This is a genomic window from Epibacterium sp. ABV4_022, assembly GCF_056159345.1.
This window is the reverse complement of record NZ_JBSWVA010000001.1, coordinates 174077-194260: the sequence shown is the minus strand read 5'-3', so window position 1 is coordinate 194260 and position 20184 is coordinate 174077. Positions and strand designations below refer to the sequence as shown.

Genomic DNA, 20184 nt, shown 5'->3' with positions numbered 1-20184 from the left:
CATAGGTTTCGGGTCCAGTTGCCAAACTTCTCAGGAGACATACCCATGTCCACCGTAGCCGTCACCGACGCGACCTTCGACGCCGAAGTCAAGAATTCCGATGTCCCCGTTGTGGTGGACTTCTGGGCCGAATGGTGCGGCCCCTGTAAACAGATCGGCCCCGCTCTCGAAGAGCTGGCCGCCGAATACGGCGACAAGGTGAAAATCGCCAAAGTCGACGTTGACAGCAACCCGAACGCCGCCGCCGCAATGGGCGTGCGTGGCATTCCTGCGCTTTTCGTCTTCAAGGATGGCCAGGTGGTATCCAACCGCGCTGGCGCCGCCCCCAAAGCTGCACTCAAAAGCTGGATCGACGAAGCCATCTGAATACTAGATGCTGAAAACAACACGAAAGGGCGCAAGTAATTTGTACCTTTTGTGATTCTTTTCTTAGGTCTTTGATTTATAAGAAAAGAAAATAATTGACCGGTGAATCACACTAGGATTTATTGGAGAAGCTACACCTGATTCGCTACGCGATCAGTTATTAGAAACCCGCAATGAGTGTTTATCTCGTTGCGGGTTTTTCTTTAATTATAGGTACTTGATATGCCTACACACAACATCTTGTGCTCATGTCAGATTATTCCCTTGATATTGGTAGATCAGCCGATAATCTGTAATCGCTCGATGAGCAAAGGGGTCGCGTAGCGAATTAGGTGTAGCAACCAAACTCACGTTGCGCGGCTCCTTCTTAACCTAGATTGATAAGGAGCCTCCAAATGGCTAACAAACCAATTGGAACTACAGCAAGAACTGGCGAGCTTTGCCCTGAAAGCGGTGTCTGGGAGTCGATGGACTACCCTTCAACAACTGCCCCGATAGCCATAAGGAACCGAATGCCACCGCATGGTGGAAAAGCGGTTACATGGAAGTTAATTCGCTACGCATGAAATAGAAAAAGGCGCGTCCCAAGGGAGGCGCCTTTTTTCGTGGCGGATCAGCTCGCCAGCCCCGGACAAAGGAAAAGCCGCCCTGCGTCAGGACGGCTTTTACGCTACCGGATATGTCATCTGGATTTAGAGCGCTTGGATTTCGGCGCGGGTCAGGCCGATGTCTTCGAGTTGTGCATCGGTCAGCGAGGACAGCGCCTTGCGGGTGATGCGGGCTTCGTTCCAGTCAGCAAGGTTGCTGCGCAGGTTGAAGAAGAAATCGACTGCGCGCAGAACTGCGACGGAGCCGGCCGGTGCAATGATGGTGCTTGCGTTTGCCATGATCGTGTTCCTTGATAGATCCAGCCGACCCCTTGTCGGTTGTTGATGACCGTGTAGGCGCGTCTGCTGAGTCTCACAATTGCCCATTCTTCAGCCCCGAATTGCACCGGATGCATAGCAAATGAGCAGTTTGTTAACGCGCGCACGTGCTTGCGAAGATCCGGCGGAGTTTGGCCCTGCCCTTGTGCCGGGCCAGCGATACTTCCATATAGGTCGGCAAAGAAACGGAGGCTTTTATGGCAGAGGATCAATTCCCCGGCTGGCACGGCACCACCATCATCGGCGTCCGCAAGGGCGGTGAGGTCGTGGTGGCCGGTGACGGGCAGGTATCACTGGGACAGACCGTGATCAAAGGCAGCGCCCGGAAGGTCCGCAGGCTGTCGCCGGGCGGATATGATGTCGTGGCGGGGTTCGCCGGATCGACCGCCGATGCCTTTACCCTGCTGGAACGGCTCGAAGCCAAGCTGGAAGCAACGCCCGGGCAGCTTCAGCGTGCCAGTGTCGAGCTGGCCAAGGACTGGCGCACCGACAAATACCTGCAAAAGCTCGAGGCCATGCTGATCGTCACCGATGGCAAGGATCTCTACGTCATCACCGGCGCAGGCGACGTGCTGGAGCCGGAACATGACGTCGCGGCGATCGGCTCTGGCGGCAATTTCGCGCTGGCCGCCGCGCGCGGCATGATGGACAGCGACCGTGACGCAGAAACAGTGGCCCGTGACGCAATGGCGATCGCTTCAGACATCTGCGTCTACACCAATGGCAACCTCACAGTGGAGCGCATCGCCAAATGATTTCCCGTGACGATCTCCGGGCGGCGGTTGGCTCCGGGCTGCTGTCCGAAGCGCAGGCGGCGTCGCTGTCGGCGCTGGCGGACAGTCGGCGCGGGGCGCGCGAAAATCTCGCACCAGGCGATGAGCCCTTTGAGCTGTTCAAGGGCTTCAACGAGATCTTCATCGTTGTCGGGCTGGTGATCCTCGCCATGGGGTGGATCGCGGTGAACACCGCCTCGATGCTGACCGAGATCGTCAACTATCGCACCCAGGCCACCACCGCCGCGCTGATCGGCGCCGCCGTGCTTTGGGGGCTTTCTGAGTATTTCATCCGCCGCCGGCGCATGGTGGCACCTGCCATTGCCCTGTCGGTGATGTTTGCGGGCAATGCCGCAACCGGTTTTATTGCCCAATACGCCCAGCCTTTCATGATCGCGCAGCAGGATTATTCCTCGCTCCCGATGGCGCTCACCCTGTCGACGCTTGCGCTGTTTGCGTTCTGGGGACGGTTCCGCGTGCCCTTTGCCATGGCGCTGATCGCGCTTGGCCTGTTTGCAGTGGCGCTGATTGTCGCGGCGGATCAATCGGGTGTGCCCACCGAACTGGGTGATCTGTTCCGCCTCAGCGCCAATGGGCCGTTTGCGTGGATCACCCTGGCGGTGGGTCTGCTGGTCTTTGCGGTCGCCATGGCCTTTGACCTCAGCGACCCGCATCGCGTGACCCGCCGCTCCGCCCAAGGGTTCTGGCTCCATGTGGTGGCGGCACCGGCGCTGGTGAACACCATCGCGCTATCGCTCCTCGAAGGCGATCAGGGGCTGCTGCTGGCGCTGGTGCTGGCGTTCTTTGCGCTGGTTGCCATCGTAATCGATCGCCGATCGTTCCTGATCACCGCCATCGGCTATATCGTGGCGCTGAGCACAACCGTCTTCGACAGCGAGGGCACCGGGATCAGCATCCTGGCGCTTGGCGTGGTGCTGGTGATCCTTGGTGCCTTCTGGGCCCGGATTCGCGCCGCGCTGCTCTCGCTTCTTTCCGGCGTGCTGCCGCTGCATCGGCTGCCGCCTTCTCACTGACCTCAAGGGATAGACATGACTGATCTGACCCCCCGCGAAATCGTTTCCGAACTCGACCGGTTCATCATCGGCCAGAAAGACGCCAAGCGCGCTGTCGCCGTGGCCCTGCGCAACCGCTGGCGGCGCAAGCAGCTGCCGGATGATCTGCGCGATGAGGTGCACCCGAAGAACATCCTGATGATCGGCCCCACGGGTGTCGGCAAGACCGAGATCTCGCGCCGCCTGGCCAAGCTTGCCCGCGCGCCCTTCATCAAGGTCGAGGCCACCAAGTTCACCGAGGTCGGCTATGTCGGCCGCGATGTCGAACAGATCGTGCGTGATCTGGTGGATGCGGCGATCGTTCAGACCCGCGAGCACATGCGCAATGATGTAAAAAGCAAGGCGCACAAGGCGGCAGAGGACCGCGTCCTGCACGCGATCGCAGGCGAAGATGCCCGTGACAGCACGCTGGACATGTTCCGCAAGAAGCTCAAAGCGGGGGAACTGGATGACACCGTGATCGAGCTGGACATCGCCGACACCTCAAACCCGATGGGGGGCATGTTCGAGATCCCCGGACAGCCGGGCGGCAACATGGGGATGATGAACCTTGGTGACCTCTTTGGCAAAGCCATGGGTGGCCGCACGACGCGCAAGAAGATGACAGTGGCCGAAAGCTATGACGTGCTGATCGGCGAAGAGGCGGACAAGCTGCTGGATGATGAAACCGTCACCAAGGCGGCCCTGACCTCTGTGGAGCAGAACGGAATCGTGTTCCTTGATGAGATCGACAAGGTCTGTGCGCGCACGGATGCGCGGGGGGGGGATGTCAGCCGCGAGGGCGTCCAACGGGACCTGTTGCCCTTGATCGAAGGCACCACCGTCAGCACCAAACATGGCCCGGTCAAGACCGACCACATCCTGTTTATCGCCTCCGGTGCCTTTCACATCGCCAAACCTTCGGATCTGCTACCAGAACTTCAGGGGCGCTTGCCGATCCGCGTCAATCTGCGTGCGCTCAGCGAAGAGGATTTTGTCCGTATTCTGACCGAAACCGACAATGCGCTGACCCGTCAGTACGAAGCCCTCCTCGGCACCGAGAAGGTCAAGGTCACCTTCACCAAGGACGGCATTCACGCGCTTGCCCAGATTGCGGCAGAGGTCAACCATAGCGTTGAGAACATCGGTGCGCGGCGCCTTTATACGGTGATGGAGCGTGTCTTTGAGGAACTTTCCTTTGCTGCACCGGACCGGTCCGGCGAAGAGATCACCGTTGATGAGGCCTTTGTGAACAAGAACCTTGGCGAATTGACAAAATCCGCCGACCTCAGCCGCTATGTTCTCTAGGCTTGGACTAAAGGGCGGCGTCTCCTCGATCCCGGCCGGATGCGGTTTGATCCCCTGATGACGTAGGATAAGGGGCTTTCCCCGCACTCCTGGGCTAGATCTTTGCGTCTCATCCGCTACCTTTCGCACGCAGATCGCGACGTGATCGGCGGTCAAGGTGTAAAGGGTCATGAGATGATAAAACACGTGCTGGCGATCTGCATGGCCGTCCTGCTGACAGGCTGTGCGGATCGGGATCTGATGCCGATCTTGCCTGACGCCGTTCAGGTCGGCACGCCTCTTACCGTGTTTGCAACCACCACCCGCGAGATGGAACCGGATGGAACCTTCGGGTTCGGCAGATCCGATCAGTTGCAGATGATGGAGCTGACCGTCACCATCCCGCCAACCCACAGCCCCGGAGAGCTGTCCTACCGGCACAAGAATCCTGATCCGCACAAGAATTTCGCGATCGCGGCAGAGCACCCCGTTGCCACCGTCGAGGAGCTGCGCAGCCGGTTCATTCGGGAGCAGCAGGAAAACGACTGGCCGCTGCGTGAAGTGACGATCTTTGTGCATGGCTACAACAGCACCCATCCCGAGACCGCCTATCGCGCTGCGCAAATGGCGCATGATGTGGATCTGCCGGGATCGCTGGTGATGTACTCCTGGCCCAGCCGGGGCCGGGCCTTCGGATATGCGTATGACATCGACAGCATGCTCTTTGCCCGCGACGGGTTGGAGGAAACCATCAGACGGGTCAAACGGGCAGGGGCGCAGCGTATCATTCTGGTGGCGCATTCCATGGGCTCTGCGCTGACGATGGAAATGTTGCGACAGGCGGATCTGCATGATCCCGGCTGGGCGGCACGCACGCTCAATGGCGGTGTGATGCTGATTTCGCCCGACCTCGACGTGGATCTGTTCGAGAGCCAGATGGCGGATCTGCGCCAGGTTCCGCAACCTTTTGCGGTGATGGTGTCGGAGAAGGATCGCATCCTCAATATCTCCGGTCGCTTGCGCGGCACCAATCAGGGCGAACGCCTCGGCAATATCAAATCCGCGGATCGACTGGAGAAATGGCCGATCGAGGTGATCGACCTGACTGCGTTCAACGCCGATGCGGCATCCGGGCATTTTGTGGCCGCGACATCACCAAGCCTGCTGGCCGTGCTGCGATCGGCGGGCAACGTGAGCCGTGTCTTTGGCCCCGTTGATCCCAGCCTGCTCCAGCAGATTCTGCCCCAATCCCAAAAGGTTGTGAACACGCAGGGCAAACTGATGATCGAACGTCAGCAACGCCGCGAAAACCGCTAGGCTGAGCTTAGCGGTTGCGGCGCAAGTAGACGTAATAGGCGCCCTCGCCGCCGTGACTGAGATGCGCAGGGGTGACTTGCAGCACCGCCTGGGCCAACGGCGGGATTGTCAGCCATTGCGGAACCTGATGGCGCAACACCCCGCGCGGCACCGGCATCGGCCCTTCGACATCGCGATCCTTGCCCTTGCCGGTAATCACCAGGACCAGCCGTTTGTCGGCGGCCTGCGCCGTCAGGATAAAGCGCGTCAGCGCCCCATGTGCCGCATCTATCCGCATGCCATGCAGATCCAGCTTGCCTTCCGGCTTCAGTTTGCCCCGCTTCATCCGGCGATAGGCCTTTTCATCCATGCGCAAGGGGGCGGTTGCCAGTTTACGTCCGGGAGAGGGCTTCAGGTCATGGCCCATCGCCTTGTCCCGCGCCTGGCTGCCCACTTCGAAATGGGGCAGGGCGGCATTCGGGGCGCGTTGCGGCTTTGGCTTTGGTTTCGGGGCAGGGGGGACCGCATGATCCCCCGCCTTCTTGTCGCGATCCGCATGCAGGCGTTCGGCGTGTTTCACAACCTTTTGCCAGAGGTCGATCTCGTCATCTGTCAGTTTGCGCCGGGTCATCACAGATCATCCGGCAACAGGGCATAGGCACGCTGTATCGGCATCAGGACCAGCATCCTGCCGGGATCACGCAGCTGGCCGGCCTTCCGCCCGGCCTCGTCGCCAGCGCCAAAGAAGATATCGGCACGTTGCGCGCCCTTGATGGCAGAGCCTGTGTCCTGCGCGATCATCAATCGATGCATCCTCGACTGACCGTTTTTCTCGATCCAGACCGGGGCACCAAGCGGCGTAAAGGCGGGATCGACCGCGATCGACCGCATGGGTGTGATCGACCTGTTCATCGCGCCCAGAGGTCCTCTGTGTGCTGCGACACGTTTGATTTCCCGAAAGAAAACATAAGACGGATTGTGCATCAGCAGCTCTGCGCCCGGGCCGGGGTTCCGCCGCACCCAGTTCTGGATCACCTGGGCGCTGACCTGATGCAGATTGTAGATGCCGCGTCGGACCAGCTCTTGCCCGATCGAACGGTAAGGGTGCCCGTTTGCGCCGCCATAGCCCAGCCGAATGGTTGATCCATCCTCAAGCCGAATGCGGCCAGAGCCCTGAATTTGCAGAAAGAACAGCTCGACCGGGTCATCGACCCAGGCGATCTCCAGCCCGCGACCTTTCATCACCCCCGAGGTCAAAATATCGCGACGAGACAACCACAAAGAGGTCTGCCGAGCCTCTGGCGGCATCCGATAGACCGGGTAGCGATACCGGGCATTTGGTGTGCGTGCCCCGTTCAATTCCGGTTCGAAATAGCCGGTAAACAGTCCCGCCTTTCCATCCTCGATCAGCACCGGGCGGAAGAACAGTTCAAAGAAGGCCCGCGCGCCACCATCATCCGCATTATGCGCCATGGCGCAGAGCGATTGCCAATCCGCCCCGTCCATGTCCATGCAGGTTTCCCTGAAGACGCGAAGGGCCTCGACATGGTTGTCGAGGTCCCAGTCCGGAAGATCCGAAAACTCCAGTATCTGATGCGACGGACCGGTCGCGGGTTGCGCTCCGGCGCCGGAACAGAGGGCTACGAGCAGAACGCCCGCGCCCAGTCCCCGCCGAAGCGCCCCGATCATGCGTCCGTCGCCACCAGTTGCCAGTTCGGATCGTCGCCGCCCATCTGGCGGGAGAATGTCCAGGTGTCCTTCTGGCGCTTCACCGCCTTCGGGTCACCCTCGACAATTTCGCCCGACCGATCCCGCACGGCAGAGGTCAGCTCGCCGACAAACCGAACCGTGATGTCAGCCGTCGAGGTGGCCGCATCAAAGGTCGCATCCTCGATAACGGTTTCCCGGACGCCAATAAATTCGGCTTCGATCGTCAGCCCCTGATCTTCGCGCGCGGCAACGGCGTCAACAAAGCTCTGGAAGATTTCATCGGAGATAAACGGCTGAATCCCGTCAAGTTCCCCGGTTTCGAACCCCATCAGGATCATCTCGTAGGCGCCACGGGCACCCTGCACGAATTCAGCCACGTGGAAAGAGGGCTCTGCCCGCTTCATTTCCGCAAGCGCCTGCGCCTGGGGGCTGCCCTCATCGACATAGGCGACGATGTCATCATCGGGACTCCCCTCGATCACCTCAAACTTGCGTTGCGGCGTACGGGGCTCGCTCCCCGCCAACGGGGGTTTCTCGAACCCTTCGCGTGTACCCAGAACGCTTTTCAGGCGCAGGATCAAGAAGACCGCGATGCCAGCCAGGACCAAAAGCTCTATCAAGGGCGACTCCATTTATACCTCTTCGTCCATCAGGACCTGTCGGTTTGAAACCGACGCACTCTGCTCTTATGTAGGTGACAGGCGGGACCAAGTCCACCGTTCTGCCCTATCGAGAGGACGCCTATCATGCCCCTTTTTCTGGCTTTTATGCTGGTACCCATCATCGAGATCGCCCTGTTCATTCAGGTTGGCAGCTTGATTGGCCTGTGGCCCACTCTCGGGATCGTGATCCTGACGGCGGTGCTGGGCACGTGGCTGGTCCGGACGCAGGGTCAACTGGCGCTGGGGCAGCTGCGCGGATCATTCGAACGGCTGTCTGATCCCACCGAACCCTTGGCCCATGGTGCGATGATCCTGCTGGCCGGCGCGTTGTTGTTGACCCCCGGCTTCTTTACCGACGCCTTCGGGTTCCTGTTGCTGATGCCGGGATTTCGCACCCGCGCCTTCGCCTATCTGCGCTCCAAGGTGCATGTAACCTCGTTTCAGATGGGTTCGCAGCACAGCCATCCGCGGTCAACCATGCATCCCTCCGGCCCAGAAGGTGACGTGATCGACGGCGATTTCGAAGAGGTCACCCCACGTCGCCGTCCCGAAGACCGGTCCGGCTGGGTTGAGGGCCCGAAATAAGACTTTGAGGATGTTTCCCCAAGCTGGTAAGCACGCTGCGACACGTTAAATTCAGGAGATTTCCATGGCCGAAAATGGCGCAGCCGAAGGCACAGGTCAGCAGCAAGTCCAGATGAATATTCTCGGACAGTTCATTCGCGATCTGTCCTTTGAAAATGTGATGGCACAAAAGGGCGTCGGTGGTGAAGTGCAGCCGGACGTCAACGTTCAGGTCGCACTTGATGCCAAGAAGCGCAGCACCGAGAACCAGTATGAAGTCATCACCAAGCTGACCATCGAATCCAAGAACAAGTCCGGCGGCGAAGTTCTGTTCGTGCTGGAGCTGGAATATGTCGGCATCTTCAACATCGCTGGCGTCCCCGAAGACCAGCTGCATCCGTTCCTGCTGATCGAATGCCCGCGGATGCTGTTCCCGTTCCTGCGTCGTATCGTTTCCGACATCAGCCGCGACGGTGGTTTCCCGCCGCTGAACCTCGACAATATCGACTTTGTCGCGATCTATCGCAATGAACTGGCCCGCCGCCAGTCCGAAGGCGCTGCCGCGAGCGAGACGCCCAACTGATCCCGTTTGGGTTTTGTTGAACTGACCACAAAGCGCTGCGACCTCAGGTCGCGGCGCTTTTTACGTGTCGGGCGCCGCGTTCCAGAGCGCGTCTTCCCCGAGCTTTGCCACAAATTTCTCATGCTCCGCCTTTTCATCGGCGGTGAGCCGGGAGGGCAGGGCGGTGGCGCGGGGTTGCGGGCGCCAGTCGAGGTCCCCGGCGCTGGGTCCGCTATCTGACTGGGACGACAGACCAAAATCCGGCTGCCGGCCGCCGATCAGTTCCAGATAGACATCGGCAAGAATTTCAGAGTCCAGAAGCGCGCCGTGCAGCGTTCGGTTGGAATTGTCGATGCTGAAACGCCGGCACAGCGCATCCAGCGTCGCAGGTGAGCCGGGAAACCGTTTGCGCGCCATCGCCAGGGTGTCGATCGCCTGATCCATGGGCAGCTGCGGCAGGTTCATCCAGCCCAATTCGGCGTTCAGGAACTTCATGTCGAAGCTGGCATTGTGGATGACCATCTTGGAATCACGCACAAAATCCAGAAACGCCTGCCCGACTTCGGCAAACAGCGGCTTGTCCTTCAGGGTCACCTGTCCCGGGCCCGGCGGCTGCGGCGGTTCCAGCAGGTCTGGCCCGATTCCATGGACGCCAAACGCCTCCTGCGGCATTGAGCGCTGCGGGTTGATATAGACGTGAAATGTCTCTCCGGTGGGCATGTGGTTGAGCAGCTCAACCGCCCCGATTTCGACGATGCGGTCGCCGGAAAACGGGTCAAAACCGGTGGTTTCCGTATCAAGTACGATTTCACGCATGCTCTGTCCTCCGTCTTATGTCCGCCAATACCTCTGCGACCTGGCTCCGGGCATGGTCGAGCGTATCGGTTTCGATCCTGTAGTCACTGCGGGCCAGCTTCTCGGAGATCGGCATCTGCTTTGCAAGGATCTGGCGGAATTGTTCGTCGCTCATGGTCCCGCGCGCCATCACCCGGTCTCGCTGCACCGCCGGTGAAACGTGGACACAGGCCACAGCATCCATTTCGGCGTCCCCCCCGGTTTCAAACAGGAGCGGGATGTCGAAGACAAGCACATCGGACTGCGTGGTTTCGCGAAACCTTTGCCGGTCTGCCTGTACCAGCGGATGCACGATCGCCTCGATCTTCTGGAGGGCGGAGGGATCTTTTGCGATCAGTGTTTTGAGGACCGACCGGTCAACCGTCCCGCCGACCGTTGCCTGCGGGAACAGCGCCGTGATCGGGCGGACCGCCGCGCCCCCCTCATCATACAGCCGATGCACCGCAGCGTCTGCATCCCAAACCGCACACCCGGCCTGCGCAAAGAGATCGGCCGTGGTCGATTTGCCCATGCCGATCGAGCCGGTCAGCCCCAGTGCAAATGTCATTTCAATGCTGCTTCGCGGGCGGCGTCATCAACGTCCGGACGTTGGCCGAACCAGCGTTCAAACCCCGGAACCGCCTGGTGCAACAGCATGCCAAGACCGTCGACCACCGTGCAGCCCGCATCCTCAGCAGCTTGCAACAACCCTGTCTTGAGCGGAGCGTATACCAGATCCGTGACCACGGTCCCCGGCTGCAACCCATCGAGAGGCACGCGCAGCGCGCGTTGCCCAACCATGCCAAGGGACGTCGTATTCACCACCAGCGCGGCATCTTCGAGGATATTCCCGGCCTGGACCCAGTCTATGACCTTGATTTTCTGACCAAAGGCCTCGGCCAGATCATCGGCACGCGCGCGGGTACGGTTGGTGAGGCGGATTTCGGGAACGCCGGCCTCGATCAGGGACGCAACGACAGCACGGCTGGCCCCGCCTGCGCCAAACACCGTCGCCGGCCCCGACTTGGGATCCCACTCCGGCGCCCCGTCATGCAGATTGGTGATAAAGCCGTATCCGTCGGTGTTATCAGCGACAACAGATCCGTCCTCGCGAAAAATCAACGTGTTGGCCGCGCCCATCAGCTTGGCCCGATCCGTGACCTTGTCGGCGATATCCATGATCGCCTGCTTGTGCGGGATGGTGACATTGGCACCGACAAACCCCATCCGCGGCATCATCCGGACGACGGTTTCGAGGTCTTCGGGCTCCACGTGCATCGGCATGTAATGACCGTTGATGCCATGGGTCGTCAGCCAGTGCCGATGAAGCTGCGGCGACTTCGAATGCGCGATGGGGCAACCGATCACACCAGCGAGGGGGACTTTCTGCTCTGTCATTGTTCGATAATCCCCTGCAATCCCAGATAGTTTATGAGTTCCAACATCGGCAATCCCAAGACATTAAAGTAGCTGCCGTCAATGGTTGTAAACAGCCGCACGCCCTCTTCTTCGAGTTTGTAGGCGCCGACCGCATGGCGAATGCTCTCCCAGTTGCGGTCCACATAGCTCTCCAGATAGGCGTCGCTGGCCATGCGCATCACCAGCCGCACCTGTCCGACATGGCGCCAGAGCGGCTCCCCATCGCGGTAGATCACTGCGGCCGACAACAACATGTGACGTTTGCCGCGCATCGCCTTGAGCTGATCCAGCGCCTGGTCCTTTGTGTCGGGCTTTGACAGCAGCGTGCCCTCAAAATCGAGCACCTGATCGCAGCCCAGAACCATCTCGCCGGGATGTTTTCCCGACACTTTGCGGGCTTTGGCCTCTGCAAGCGTGTCAGCAATATCGCGTGGCGCGGCCCCTTCGGCCAAAAGGGCGGCCTTTATTGCGCCTTCGTCGACGCGCGCGACCTCCACACGGAACGCAACCCCCGCCTGACGGAGCAGGTGAGCGCGGATCTCCGATCCGGAAGCTAGCAGGATGTGGGTACTCATGTGGACAACCCTATGGGAAAACGTCTGATCATTCAGGGACGTTTTGTATGATTTTCCACCCTCAGCGCAAGGGTGGGACAACTCCCGAAATCTCAGGTGATTCCTCCGCGATTCCTCCATCGGGGATTGGGATAACTTTGACCACGTGGATAAGTCGCGCTCTCCCGGTTTCTCCCGATGTTATCCCCAGAGTCTCATATGTAAATATTTTGTTAACGCCTCTAATTTTAAGGGCGTTAAGGAGTTGTTCACCCTTCTGGCGGGAATAAGGCAGGAAAACTGTCCACCCTGTGCAGAACCGGTGTGAAGACTCGATAATCCACGGATTCCGGGGTGCACTACAAAAACATCATCCTTATAAAACTTATTAATTATATTAGGGTGGCCCACCGACCCGACTGCACCAAGGAAGCCTTCCATGGATCTGACTGATCTGATGTTCACCCTGTATCCTTACGTGAAATCGCTTCACATCATGGCGGTGATCAGCTGGATGGCGGGTCTATTCTATCTCCCACGTCTGTTTGTGTATCACGTGGAGGAGGCTGAGAAGGTCCAGGATGTGGCGCCGATCTTTCTCACCATGGAACACAAGTTGCTCAGAGTGATCATGGGTCCAGCAAGCATTGTGACCTGGGTCGCAGGGCTGTTTATGGTGTTCACGCCGGGGCTGGTGGATTGGTCCTACATCTGGCCCTGGACCAAAGGCGCATCGGTGCTTGCGATGACATGGTTCCATCATTGGCTGATGTTTCGTCACAAGGACTTCAAAGCGGGCAAGAATACCCTCACAGGGCGCCAGTATCGCCTGATGAACGAGGTTCCGACCCTTCTGATGGTGGTGATCGTGGTCTCAGTGATCTTCAAGTTCTGACGCGGGGTTTGACTCACCCCCGGAGACTCACTATCTAGCGTTAAAGCGGCCCCGTCCGGGATTCCCGCATTTTCCGTATTTGATACTGTGACGCCCTCCACCCTGAGGGAATAAAGGCCGTGTGCATATGACCGAGCAATCCCTGAACCTTTCCGATCTCAAGGCGCAAAGCCCAAAAGCCCTCCTGGCAATGGCCGAGGAGCTGGAGATCGAAAACGCCTCCACCATGCGTAAGGGCGAGATGATGTTCCAGATCCTGCGTGAACGCGCGGATGAGGGCTGGAACATCGGTGGGGATGGGGTTCTGGAAGTGCTCCAGGACGGTTTTGGCTTCCTGCGCTCGCCAGAGGCCAACTATCTGCCCGGTCCGGACGATATCTACGTCTCTCCCGACATGATCCGCCAGTTCTCGCTGCGCACCGGCGACACGGTTGAGGGACAGATCAAGGCACCGCTGGAGAACGAGCGTTACTTTGCGCTGACGACAGTGACCAAGATCAACTTTGAGGAGCCCGAAAAGGCCCGTCACAAGATCGCATTCGACAACCTGACACCGCTGTACCCGGATGAACGCCTGAACATGGAGATCGAGGATCCCACAGTGAAGGATCGCTCCGCACGTGTGATCGATCTGGTTTCGCCGATCGGTAAGGGGCAGCGTTCGCTCATCGTGGCGCCGCCACGGACCGGTAAGACGGTTCTGCTGCAAAATATCGCCCACTCGATCGAGCAGAACCACCCGGAATGCTATCTGATCGTCCTTCTGATCGACGAACGCCCCGAAGAGGTGACCGACATGCAGCGCTCCGTCAAAGGCGAGGTCGTATCCTCCACCTTTGACGAGCCCGCAGCGCGTCACGTGGCGGTGTCCGAGATGGTCATTGAAAAAGCCAAACGCCTGGTTGAGCACAAGCGCGACGTCGTGATCTTGCTCGACTCGATCACGCGTCTTGGTCGTGCGTTCAACACGGTTGTGCCGTCGTCTGGTAAGGTTCTGACCGGTGGTGTCGACGCAAACGCCCTGCAACGTCCCAAGCGCTTCTTTGGGGCTGCGCGGAACATCGAAGAGGGCGGCTCGCTCACCATTATCGCGACAGCGCTGATCGACACAGGCAGCCGGATGGACGAGGTTATCTTTGAAGAATTCAAAGGTACGGGTAACTCTGAGATCGTTCTGGACCGTAAGATCGCCGACAAGCGCGTGTTCCCGGCCATCGACATTCTCAAGTCTGGCACGCGGAAAGAGGACCTCTTGGTCGACAAGGCAGATCTGGCCAAAACCTTTGTCTTGCGCCGTATCCTGAACCCGATGGGCACCACGGATGCGATCGAGTTCCTGCTATCTAAGCTAAAGCAAACAAAGACAAATTCTGAGTTTTTCGACTCAATGAACACGTAAACAGGGCAGGGCGGAGAAAGAGGCCATCCCATGGATACGATCTTTGCGCTGGCCACCGCCCAGGGAAAGGCCGGTGTTGCTGTAATTCGTGTTTCCGGCCCGAATGCCATTCAGGTCGGAGAAAACCTGACGCGCAGGACGCTTCCTGCGCGGGGCATGATATTTTCGAAATTGAAAGATAGAGATGGCCAGGTCCTGGATGAGGCCCTGGTCCTGTCGTTCACGGCGCCGGATAGCTTTACCGGTGAAAATATTGTTGAATTTCAAATACATGGAAGCGTGGCCGTGGCTGATGCGGTCCTGGATTCAATCCGGGCAACAGATCGAGCCCGTTTGGCTGATCCCGGAGAGTTTACGCGACGCGCCTTGGATAACGGCAAGCTCGACCTGACGCAGGTTGAGGGTCTTGCAGACCTTATTGATGCAGAAACCGAGGCGCAGCGCAAACAGGCACAGGTCATCCTGTCTGGCGGTCTGGGAAAGATCGCGGATGGCTGGCGATCGGATTTGATTCGGGCAGCGTCGTTGATCGAAGTGACGATCGATTTTGCCGATGAGGATGTGCCTGTTGACGTGACACCCGAAGTGACAGCGCTGCTGCAGAACGTTCTGACGGGATTAAAAACACAGGTCGAAGGTGTCGGGATCGCTGAACGAATCCGCACTGGATTTGAAGTCGCGATCGTCGGCGCACCGAATGTCGGAAAATCCACCCTTCTCAACGCGCTGGCGGGCCGGAATGCAGCTATCACATCAGAATATGCAGGCACGACGCGAGACGTGATTGAGGTTCGCATGGATCTCGCAGGACTCCCGGTAACGCTTTTGGATACCGCAGGAATTCGTGCCACTGATGATCACGTCGAAGGAATCGGCATCAAGTTGGCACAGGAACGCGCAGAGGCCGCCGATCTACGCGTTTTTCTTGCCGAGCCAGATGATGTTCTGGATGTTCCGATGAAAGAAGGTGATTTGCGGCTGCTGCCAAAGGCGGACCAGAGAGAAGACGCGGCGGGTGCGGTGTCGGGAAAAACCGGTGCAGGAATAGACGAACTTGTTTTGCACATTTCGACGACATTGAAGAATCGGTCTGCTCATGCTGGGATCGCCACGCGCGCCCGCCATCGAGATGCGATGCAAAATGCTCTGGAAAGCTTGCATCAGGCGGTCACGATGCTTGAGAATGGTTCCGAATTCTATGATCTCGCGGCTGAAGATATGAGGTCGGCGATACGCGCGTTGGAACTACTGGTCGGGCGTATCGACGTTGAGAATCTTCTGGACGAGATCTTTTCGAGTTTTTGCTTGGGTAAGTGAGGAGTGTTTCACGTGAAACATCCGGACTATGATGTTGTGGTTATCGGCGGTGGGCATGCAGGGACCGAAGCGGCCCATGCGTCGGCGCGCATTGGTGCAAAGACTGCGCTGATCTCCCTCCGGAAGGATGGGATCGGGATTATGTCCTGTAATCCTGCGATCGGAGGTCTTGGTAAAGGGCACCTCGTCCGCGAGATTGACGCACTAGATGGTGTGATGGGCAAGGTCGCCGACCTCGCAGGGATTCAGTTTCGGCTGCTGAATCGCCGCAAGGGACCAGCGGTCCAAGGCCCCCGTGCCCAAGCGGATCGCGAGATCTATCGCAGAGAGATCCTTAAGGCGACGGAGCAGCGAGAGAATCTGGATATTGTCGAAGCAGAGGTCACGGATTTCCTGATGTCTGGTGATCAGAGGGTGGCCGGTGTTAAGCTTGCGGATGGTTCTGAAATCTGCGCTCCTTCGGTCGTACTCACATCCGGGACGTTTCTGAACGGCGTCATCCATATCGGAGATGTTGCTGTCTACGGCGGACGTATGGGGGATAAGCCTTCCATCAAGCTCGCTGAGAGATTGCAGGCGTTTACGTTGCCAATGGGACGTTTGAAAACTGGAACGCCACCACGTCTGGATGGGCGCACGATAAACTGGGACATTTTGGATGCCCAACCTGGTGATGAGGAGCCGACGCTGTTCTCATTTCTCAGTACTGGCGTATCGGCAAAGCAAATTTCCTGTGGGATCACGCATACGAACGAGCGTACGCACGAGATTATTCGAGCTAATCTTGATCGTTCTGCGATGTATGGCGGGCATATCGAAGGGGTTGGCCCTCGCTATTGTCCGTCGATCGAAGACAAGGTTGTACGTTTTGCAGAGAAGTCCTCGCATCAGATTTTCCTGGAGCCCGAAGGTGTCAATGACCATACGGTTTATCCAAATGGTATCTCGACGAGTCTTCCCGAGGAAGTTCAGCTGGACTACGTGCAGTCCATCGTTGGATTGGAACAGGCCAAGATCCTGCAGCCAGGATATGCGATCGAATATGACTACGTCGATCCCAGAGCGCTGCAAGCGACGCTTCAGCTCCGCGAAATGGATGGATTATATCTTGCTGGGCAAATCAATGGCACCACCGGCTATGAAGAGGCGGCGGCACAGGGCCTGATCGCCGGGTTGAACGCGGCGAGACATGCATTGGGCGGTGATGACATCGTGCTGGGACGCTCAAGCAGCTACATTGGTGTCATGATTGATGACCTCATCACCAACGGGGTGAGTGAACCCTACCGGATGTTTACATCTCGCGCTGAATTTCGGCTATCGCTGCGAGCAGACAACGCGGACCAGCGGCTGACGCCACTTGGCCTTTCTATTGGATGTGTCGGTGAATATCGTAAGGTGGTGTTTGAAGAGAAGAGAGAAGCACTTGAACATGCAAAGCGCGTTCTCACTTCGTCAGACTTTACGCCCAAGCAACTGGTCGAAGCTGGTCTTGAGGTCAATCAGGATGGTAAGCGTCGAAATGGCGTAGATGTCCTGGCTTTTCCGAACGTCGGCTTTGAAGATATCCTCGAGCTCTTTCCAGAGTTGGGCACCGTATCGAATGAGGTGCGGACACAACTCGAAAGAGATTCGTTGTACGCGAACTATATCTCCCGGCAAGAGCGCGAAGTCCTTGCTCTCAAAAAGGATGAATCTCAGATTATCCCAGCTGATTTCGACTACCAAATCGAGGGGCTGTCGTTTGAGCTACAGCAAAAGCTCGAACGCGCGCGCCCGTCGAATCTCGCGCAAGCCGCACGAATTGATGGGATTACACCGGCAGCGCTTGCGCTTATTCTCGGGAACCTAAAGCGTTTACAGAGAGTTGGAGCGCAATCTGCATGAGCCTCGAAACAGTAACGCAGCGTTTCAATGTTTCACGTGAAACATCCGAGCGCTTGAAGATATATGCCGAGACGCTGACCAAATGGAACCCCAAGATCAATCTGGTTTCGCGAAGGAGCCTCGAGGATCTTTGGACACGGCATATCCTTGATAGCGTGCAGGTATTTGAAGCAGTCGAACCAGCCGAGACATGGCTCGACATTGGTAGCGGTGGCGGGCTTCCGGGAATCATCGTGGCGATCATGGCTGCAGAACAAGCGCCGGATATGTCTGTTACGCTGATGGAGAGTGATCAGCGCAAGTCCGCGTTCTTGCGAAGTGTGGCCAGAGAATGTGGGGTCAACGTCGTGGTGAAAGCCGAGAGAATTGAACATGCGTCACCAGTGGGGGCAGGGGTTCTTTCCGCGCGCGCGTTGGCCGATCTGTCCGATCTCCTGAGTTTTTCCGAGCGCCATTTGCAGCCGGGTGGCGTTTCTGTGTTCCCAAAGGGCGCCAGTTGGAAAAAAGAAGTGGATAACGCACGCAAACAATGGCGGTTTGAGTGTGAAGAGATTACAAGTCTCACTGAGCCAGAGGCTGTCATTCTCAAAATCAAGGGAGTAGAGCGTGTCTGAAGTGTCCCGTTCGGGAGACCCCCGCATTGTTGCAATTGCAAATCAGAAAGGCGGGGTAGGGAAGACAACCACAGCCATCAACCTCGCCGCTGCAATGGTGGAAGAGGGGATGCGAGTGCTTCTTGTTGACCTTGATCCGCAGGGAAATGCTTCCACCGGCTTGGGTGTTGAGGCGGATGAGCGAGATCATACGACGTATGATCTTCTGGTCGAAGAAGCCGAGCTATCGCAATGCATTCGCGAGACCGACCTCGAAGATCTCTGTATAATCCCTGCAACCGTTGATCTGAGCTCCGCCGACATTGAGTTGTTTTCCAATGAGAAGCGTAGCTTCCTTCTTCATGATGCTTTGCGACAGCCGGCGATGGCCGAATACGATTGGGATTACATCCTGATCGACTGCCCGCCGTCTCTGAACCTATTGACTGTGAATGCGATGGTTGCGGCGCATTCGGTGCTGATTCCGCTTCAGAGCGAGTTTTTTGCGCTTGAAGGTCTGTCGCAACTGATGCTGACAATTCGAGAAGTTCGACAAGCTGCAAACCCCGATCTTCGGATCGAGGGGGTCGTATTGACAATGTACGATCGGCGGAACAACCTTTCTCAGCAGGTTGAACAGGATGCGAGAGACAATCTCGGTGATCTGGTCTTTCGTACCAAGATTCCGCGCAATGTCCGGGTCAGCGAAGCGCCATCCTACGCTATGCCGGTGCTGAATTATGATCCCGGATCGCTCGGCGCAAAGGCTTATCGGCAACTCGCGGGTGAGATCATTGGAAACCATGAAGACGTTGCGGCGGAATAAGAACAAGAGGGGCAGAGATGGCAGATAAGAAACCGAAACCGCGCGGCCTTGGCCGGGGATTGTCGGCATTGATGGCGGATGTGAATGCTGAACCGGTGAGTACCGAGGGAGGAACTCCGCCTCGGAACGCCGTTGTTCTTGTTCCGATTGAGAAGGTTCAGGCCAATCCTGATCAGCCCCGACGCCAGTTCCTGCAAGAAGATCTGGATGATCTGACAGCATCGATCAAGGAAAAAGGGGTGCTTCAACCTCTGATCGTGCGGCCGCGAGAGGGTGGTATCTACGAGATCGTCGCCGGCGAACGTCGTTGGCGGGCCGCTCAGGCCGCGCAGTTGCACGAGGTTCCTGTTCTGATCCGGGACTACTCCGACGTGGAGATGCTCGAAGTCGCGATCATCGAGAATATCCAGCGATCAGATCTGAACGCGTTGGAAGAAGCGCAGAGCTACAAGCAGCTGATGGACAAGTTCGGCCATACGCAGGAAAAGATGGCCGAGGCTCTTGGAAAAAGCCGCAGCCATATCGCCAATCTGGTGCGGTTGCTCCATTTGCCAGAGGATGTCCAAGGTCTTGTTCTGGATCGCAAGTTGTCCGCAGGTCACGCGCGCGCGCTGATTACATCTGATAATGCGTCTGAACTCGCGAAGAAAATTGTCAAAGGCGGCCTGTCGGTCCGTGCGACAGAATCTCTGGTGAAAAAGGATGCGGCGGGGATCTCTGGTGGCACCGGGACCAAGAAACCAAAGTCCCAGGCGGAGAAGGATGCAGACACGCGTGCGCTGGAGGGCGATTTGTCTGCGATGATCCGGATGAAGGTTTCCATCGATCACAAACCTGGCGGAGAGGCCGGTACCATGACAATCTCGTATGAGACATTGGATCAGCTGGACGAGCTGTGCAATCTGCTTAGCCGTTAGGGCGGGTCCAGATAAAGATCATCACCGCGGCCAAGGTTACCGATTGTATCAACAGGATGTGGCCGGGAAGCTGAAGAAAGATCGAGAGCAACAAGACAGCGGCGACCGACACGGTGGCCGCTTTTTTTGCGCCGATGCGAATGGCGCCGTGTTCGTTCCAGTCCGAGATCATCGGGCCAAAGGTGGCGTGGGAGAGCAACCAGTCATGCAAGCGATCAGAGGAGCGCGCGAAAAAGAAGGCAGCCAATAGGAGAAACGGAACGGTTGGTAGCAATGGAAGTGCGATCCCTACCATCGCCATCAGGACGCAGAACAGACCAAGGCAGAGGTAGATAATCTTCATAA

The 20184-nt window shown here is 57.9% G+C and carries 23 protein-coding genes; 14 read left to right on the top strand and 9 right to left on the bottom strand.

What is annotated here, in order from left to right:
- Positions 1-18 precede the first annotated feature (18 nt).
- Positions 19-366 (top strand): thioredoxin, encoded by a 348-nt coding sequence (trxA, locus tag ACXAF5_RS00910; protein ID WP_227512115.1) that lies wholly within the window; start codon positions 19-21, stop codon positions 364-366.
- Positions 367-1058: 692 nt separating this feature from the next.
- On the opposite strand, the gene ACXAF5_RS00905 is transcribed toward trxA, so the two are convergent.
- On the bottom strand, positions 1059-1253 hold the full coding sequence (locus ACXAF5_RS00905; RefSeq protein WP_474945202.1) for a DUF1127 domain-containing protein: 195 nt from the start codon (positions 1251-1253) through the stop codon (positions 1059-1061).
- Positions 1254-1489: 236 nt separating this feature from the next.
- Here ACXAF5_RS00905 and hslV point away from each other — a divergent pair, with 236 nt between their 5' ends.
- The 4 genes from hslV to ACXAF5_RS00885 all read left to right on the top strand — a co-directional run bounded on the left by hslV (position 1490) and on the right by ACXAF5_RS00885 (position 5721).
- Positions 1490-2047: an ATP-dependent protease subunit HslV gene (hslV, locus tag ACXAF5_RS00900; protein WP_239322261.1), complete on the top strand. Its 558-nt coding sequence runs from the start codon at positions 1490-1492 to the stop codon at positions 2045-2047.
- A complete protein-coding gene (locus ACXAF5_RS00895) occupies positions 2044-3099 on the top strand; it encodes a hypothetical protein (RefSeq protein WP_474945201.1) in 1056 nt (351 codons plus the stop codon). The genes hslV and ACXAF5_RS00895 overlap by 4 nt, the downstream gene beginning before the upstream one ends.
- Positions 3100-3114: 15 nt before the next feature.
- On the top strand, positions 3115-4425 hold the full coding sequence (hslU, locus tag ACXAF5_RS00890) for an ATP-dependent protease ATPase subunit HslU (protein ID WP_239322263.1): 1311 nt from the start codon (positions 3115-3117) through the stop codon (positions 4423-4425).
- Between the two features lie 174 nt (positions 4426-4599).
- A complete protein-coding gene (locus tag ACXAF5_RS00885) occupies positions 4600-5721 on the top strand; it encodes an alpha/beta hydrolase (RefSeq protein ID WP_474945200.1) in 1122 nt (373 codons plus the stop codon).
- Positions 5722-5728: 7 nt separating this feature from the next.
- On the opposite strand, the gene ACXAF5_RS00880 is transcribed toward ACXAF5_RS00885, so the two are convergent.
- The 3 genes from ACXAF5_RS00880 to ACXAF5_RS00870 are packed head-to-tail and all read right to left on the bottom strand — an operon-like array spanning position 5729 to position 8042.
- Positions 5729-6331, bottom strand: coding sequence for a Smr/MutS family protein (locus ACXAF5_RS00880; RefSeq protein WP_239322265.1), 603 nt, complete (start codon positions 6329-6331; stop codon positions 5729-5731).
- Positions 6331-7389: a murein transglycosylase A gene (mltA, locus tag ACXAF5_RS00875; protein ID WP_474945199.1), complete on the bottom strand. Its 1059-nt coding sequence runs from the start codon at positions 7387-7389 to the stop codon at positions 6331-6333. Before mltA ends, ACXAF5_RS00880 begins: the two co-directional genes overlap by 1 nt.
- Positions 7386-8042 (bottom strand): Tim44/TimA family putative adaptor protein, encoded by a 657-nt coding sequence (locus ACXAF5_RS00870; RefSeq protein WP_239322267.1) that lies wholly within the window; start codon positions 8040-8042, stop codon positions 7386-7388. Before ACXAF5_RS00870 ends, mltA begins: the two co-directional genes overlap by 4 nt.
- Before the next feature lie 114 nt (positions 8043-8156).
- Here ACXAF5_RS00870 and ACXAF5_RS00865 point away from each other — a divergent pair, with 114 nt between their 5' ends.
- Together ACXAF5_RS00865 and secB are read left to right on the top strand one after the other, a co-directional pair.
- Positions 8157-8657 carry an FxsA family protein gene (locus ACXAF5_RS00865; protein ID WP_239322268.1) on the top strand — a complete coding sequence of 167 codons (501 nt, stop codon included), beginning with the start codon at positions 8157-8159 and terminating at the stop codon, positions 8655-8657.
- A 64-nt stretch (positions 8658-8721) separates the two neighbouring features.
- On the top strand, positions 8722-9219 hold the full coding sequence (gene secB / locus ACXAF5_RS00860) for a protein-export chaperone SecB (RefSeq protein ID WP_239322269.1): 498 nt from the start codon (positions 8722-8724) through the stop codon (positions 9217-9219).
- Positions 9220-9279: 60 nt separating this feature from the next.
- On the opposite strand, the gene dnaQ is transcribed toward secB, so the two are convergent.
- Genes dnaQ through ACXAF5_RS00840 form a run of 4 tightly spaced genes read right to left on the bottom strand, consistent with a single transcriptional unit; the run spans position 9280 to position 12026 of the window.
- Positions 9280-10014 carry a DNA polymerase III subunit epsilon gene (gene dnaQ, locus ACXAF5_RS00855; RefSeq protein ID WP_239322270.1) on the bottom strand — a complete coding sequence of 245 codons (735 nt, stop codon included), beginning with the start codon at positions 10012-10014 and terminating at the stop codon, positions 9280-9282.
- Complete coding sequence (gene coaE / locus ACXAF5_RS00850) at positions 10007-10600, bottom strand: dephospho-CoA kinase (RefSeq protein ID WP_474945198.1); 594 nt, start codon at positions 10598-10600, stop codon at positions 10007-10009. Before coaE ends, dnaQ begins: the two co-directional genes overlap by 8 nt.
- Positions 10597-11430 carry a shikimate dehydrogenase gene (locus ACXAF5_RS00845; RefSeq protein WP_474945197.1) on the bottom strand — a complete coding sequence of 278 codons (834 nt, stop codon included), beginning with the start codon at positions 11428-11430 and terminating at the stop codon, positions 10597-10599. Before ACXAF5_RS00845 ends, coaE begins: the two co-directional genes overlap by 4 nt.
- Positions 11427-12026, bottom strand: a complete 600-nt coding sequence (locus tag ACXAF5_RS00840) for a Maf family protein (protein WP_239364294.1) — start codon at positions 12024-12026, stop codon at positions 11427-11429. The genes ACXAF5_RS00845 and ACXAF5_RS00840 overlap by 4 nt, the downstream gene beginning before the upstream one ends.
- Before the next feature lie 418 nt (positions 12027-12444).
- Between ACXAF5_RS00840 and ACXAF5_RS00835 the strand changes: the two genes are divergently transcribed.
- From ACXAF5_RS00835 to ACXAF5_RS00805, 7 genes are all read left to right on the top strand, one after another.
- Positions 12445-12900 carry a CopD family protein gene (locus ACXAF5_RS00835; protein ID WP_474945196.1) on the top strand — a complete coding sequence of 152 codons (456 nt, stop codon included), beginning with the start codon at positions 12445-12447 and terminating at the stop codon, positions 12898-12900.
- 127 nt (positions 12901-13027) lie between these two features.
- Positions 13028-14299: a transcription termination factor Rho gene (rho, locus tag ACXAF5_RS00830; protein ID WP_239322275.1), complete on the top strand. Its 1272-nt coding sequence runs from the start codon at positions 13028-13030 to the stop codon at positions 14297-14299.
- A gap of 30 nt (positions 14300-14329) precedes the next feature.
- The gene (gene mnmE / locus ACXAF5_RS00825; protein WP_474945195.1) at positions 14330-15616 is read left to right on the top strand and encodes a tRNA uridine-5-carboxymethylaminomethyl(34) synthesis GTPase MnmE; all 1287 of its coding nucleotides are present in this window, start codon (positions 14330-14332) and stop codon (positions 15614-15616) included.
- A gap of 12 nt (positions 15617-15628) precedes the next feature.
- A complete protein-coding gene (mnmG, locus tag ACXAF5_RS00820; RefSeq protein ID WP_474945194.1) occupies positions 15629-17503 on the top strand; it encodes a tRNA uridine-5-carboxymethylaminomethyl(34) synthesis enzyme MnmG in 1875 nt (624 codons plus the stop codon).
- Positions 17500-18117, top strand: a complete 618-nt coding sequence (gene rsmG, locus ACXAF5_RS00815) for a 16S rRNA (guanine(527)-N(7))-methyltransferase RsmG (protein WP_474945193.1) — start codon at positions 17500-17502, stop codon at positions 18115-18117. Before mnmG ends, rsmG begins: the two co-directional genes overlap by 4 nt.
- On the top strand, positions 18110-18922 hold the full coding sequence (locus ACXAF5_RS00810) for a ParA family protein (RefSeq protein WP_474945192.1): 813 nt from the start codon (positions 18110-18112) through the stop codon (positions 18920-18922). The genes rsmG and ACXAF5_RS00810 overlap by 8 nt, the downstream gene beginning before the upstream one ends.
- Positions 18923-18939: 17 nt before the next feature.
- Positions 18940-19839, top strand: coding sequence for a ParB/RepB/Spo0J family partition protein (locus ACXAF5_RS00805; protein WP_474945191.1), 900 nt, complete (start codon positions 18940-18942; stop codon positions 19837-19839).
- Here the strand turns inward: ACXAF5_RS00805 and ACXAF5_RS00800 are convergent.
- Positions 19829-20182, bottom strand: coding sequence for a YbaN family protein (locus tag ACXAF5_RS00800; protein ID WP_239322281.1), 354 nt, complete (start codon positions 20180-20182; stop codon positions 19829-19831). The two genes, ACXAF5_RS00805 and ACXAF5_RS00800, sit on opposite strands and share 11 nt — an antisense overlap.
- Positions 20183-20184 lie beyond the last annotated feature (2 nt).

Coding starts and splice junctions, on each gene's coding strand:
- ACXAF5_RS00800 (WP_239322281.1), bottom strand. CDS start 20,182: ATGAAGATTATCTACCTCTGCCTTGGTCTGTTCTGCGTCCTGATGGCG.
- ACXAF5_RS00880 (WP_239322265.1), bottom strand. CDS start 6,331: ATGACCCGGCGCAAACTGACAGATGACGAGATCGACCTCTGGCAAAAG.
- secB (WP_239322269.1), top strand. CDS start 8,722: ATGGCCGAAAATGGCGCAGCCGAAGGCACAGGTCAGCAGCAAGTCCAG.
- dnaQ (WP_239322270.1), bottom strand. CDS start 10,014: ATGCGTGAAATCGTACTTGATACGGAAACCACCGGTTTTGACCCGTTT.
- hslU (WP_239322263.1), top strand. CDS start 3,115: ATGACTGATCTGACCCCCCGCGAAATCGTTTCCGAACTCGACCGGTTC.
- ACXAF5_RS00895 (WP_474945201.1), top strand. CDS start 2,044: ATGATTTCCCGTGACGATCTCCGGGCGGCGGTTGGCTCCGGGCTGCTG.
- ACXAF5_RS00905 (WP_474945202.1), bottom strand. CDS start 1,253: ATGGCAAACGCAAGCACCATCATTGCACCGGCCGGCTCCGTCGCAGTT.
- ACXAF5_RS00885 (WP_474945200.1), top strand. CDS start 4,600: ATGATAAAACACGTGCTGGCGATCTGCATGGCCGTCCTGCTGACAGGC.
- ACXAF5_RS00870 (WP_239322267.1), bottom strand. CDS start 8,042: ATGGAGTCGCCCTTGATAGAGCTTTTGGTCCTGGCTGGCATCGCGGTC.
- ACXAF5_RS00865 (WP_239322268.1), top strand. CDS start 8,157: ATGCCCCTTTTTCTGGCTTTTATGCTGGTACCCATCATCGAGATCGCC.
- mltA (WP_474945199.1), bottom strand. CDS start 7,389: ATGATCGGGGCGCTTCGGCGGGGACTGGGCGCGGGCGTTCTGCTCGTA.
- ACXAF5_RS00840 (WP_239364294.1), bottom strand. CDS start 12,026: ATGAGTACCCACATCCTGCTAGCTTCCGGATCGGAGATCCGCGCTCAC.
- mnmE (WP_474945195.1), top strand. CDS start 14,330: ATGGATACGATCTTTGCGCTGGCCACCGCCCAGGGAAAGGCCGGTGTT.
- rsmG (WP_474945193.1), top strand. CDS start 17,500: ATGAGCCTCGAAACAGTAACGCAGCGTTTCAATGTTTCACGTGAAACA.
- ACXAF5_RS00835 (WP_474945196.1), top strand. CDS start 12,445: ATGGATCTGACTGATCTGATGTTCACCCTGTATCCTTACGTGAAATCG.
- ACXAF5_RS00845 (WP_474945197.1), bottom strand. CDS start 11,430: ATGACAGAGCAGAAAGTCCCCCTCGCTGGTGTGATCGGTTGCCCCATC.
- coaE (WP_474945198.1), bottom strand. CDS start 10,600: ATGACATTTGCACTGGGGCTGACCGGCTCGATCGGCATGGGCAAATCG.
- ACXAF5_RS00805 (WP_474945191.1), top strand. CDS start 18,940: ATGGCAGATAAGAAACCGAAACCGCGCGGCCTTGGCCGGGGATTGTCG.
- rho (WP_239322275.1), top strand. CDS start 13,028: ATGACCGAGCAATCCCTGAACCTTTCCGATCTCAAGGCGCAAAGCCCA.
- hslV (WP_239322261.1), top strand. CDS start 1,490: ATGGCAGAGGATCAATTCCCCGGCTGGCACGGCACCACCATCATCGGC.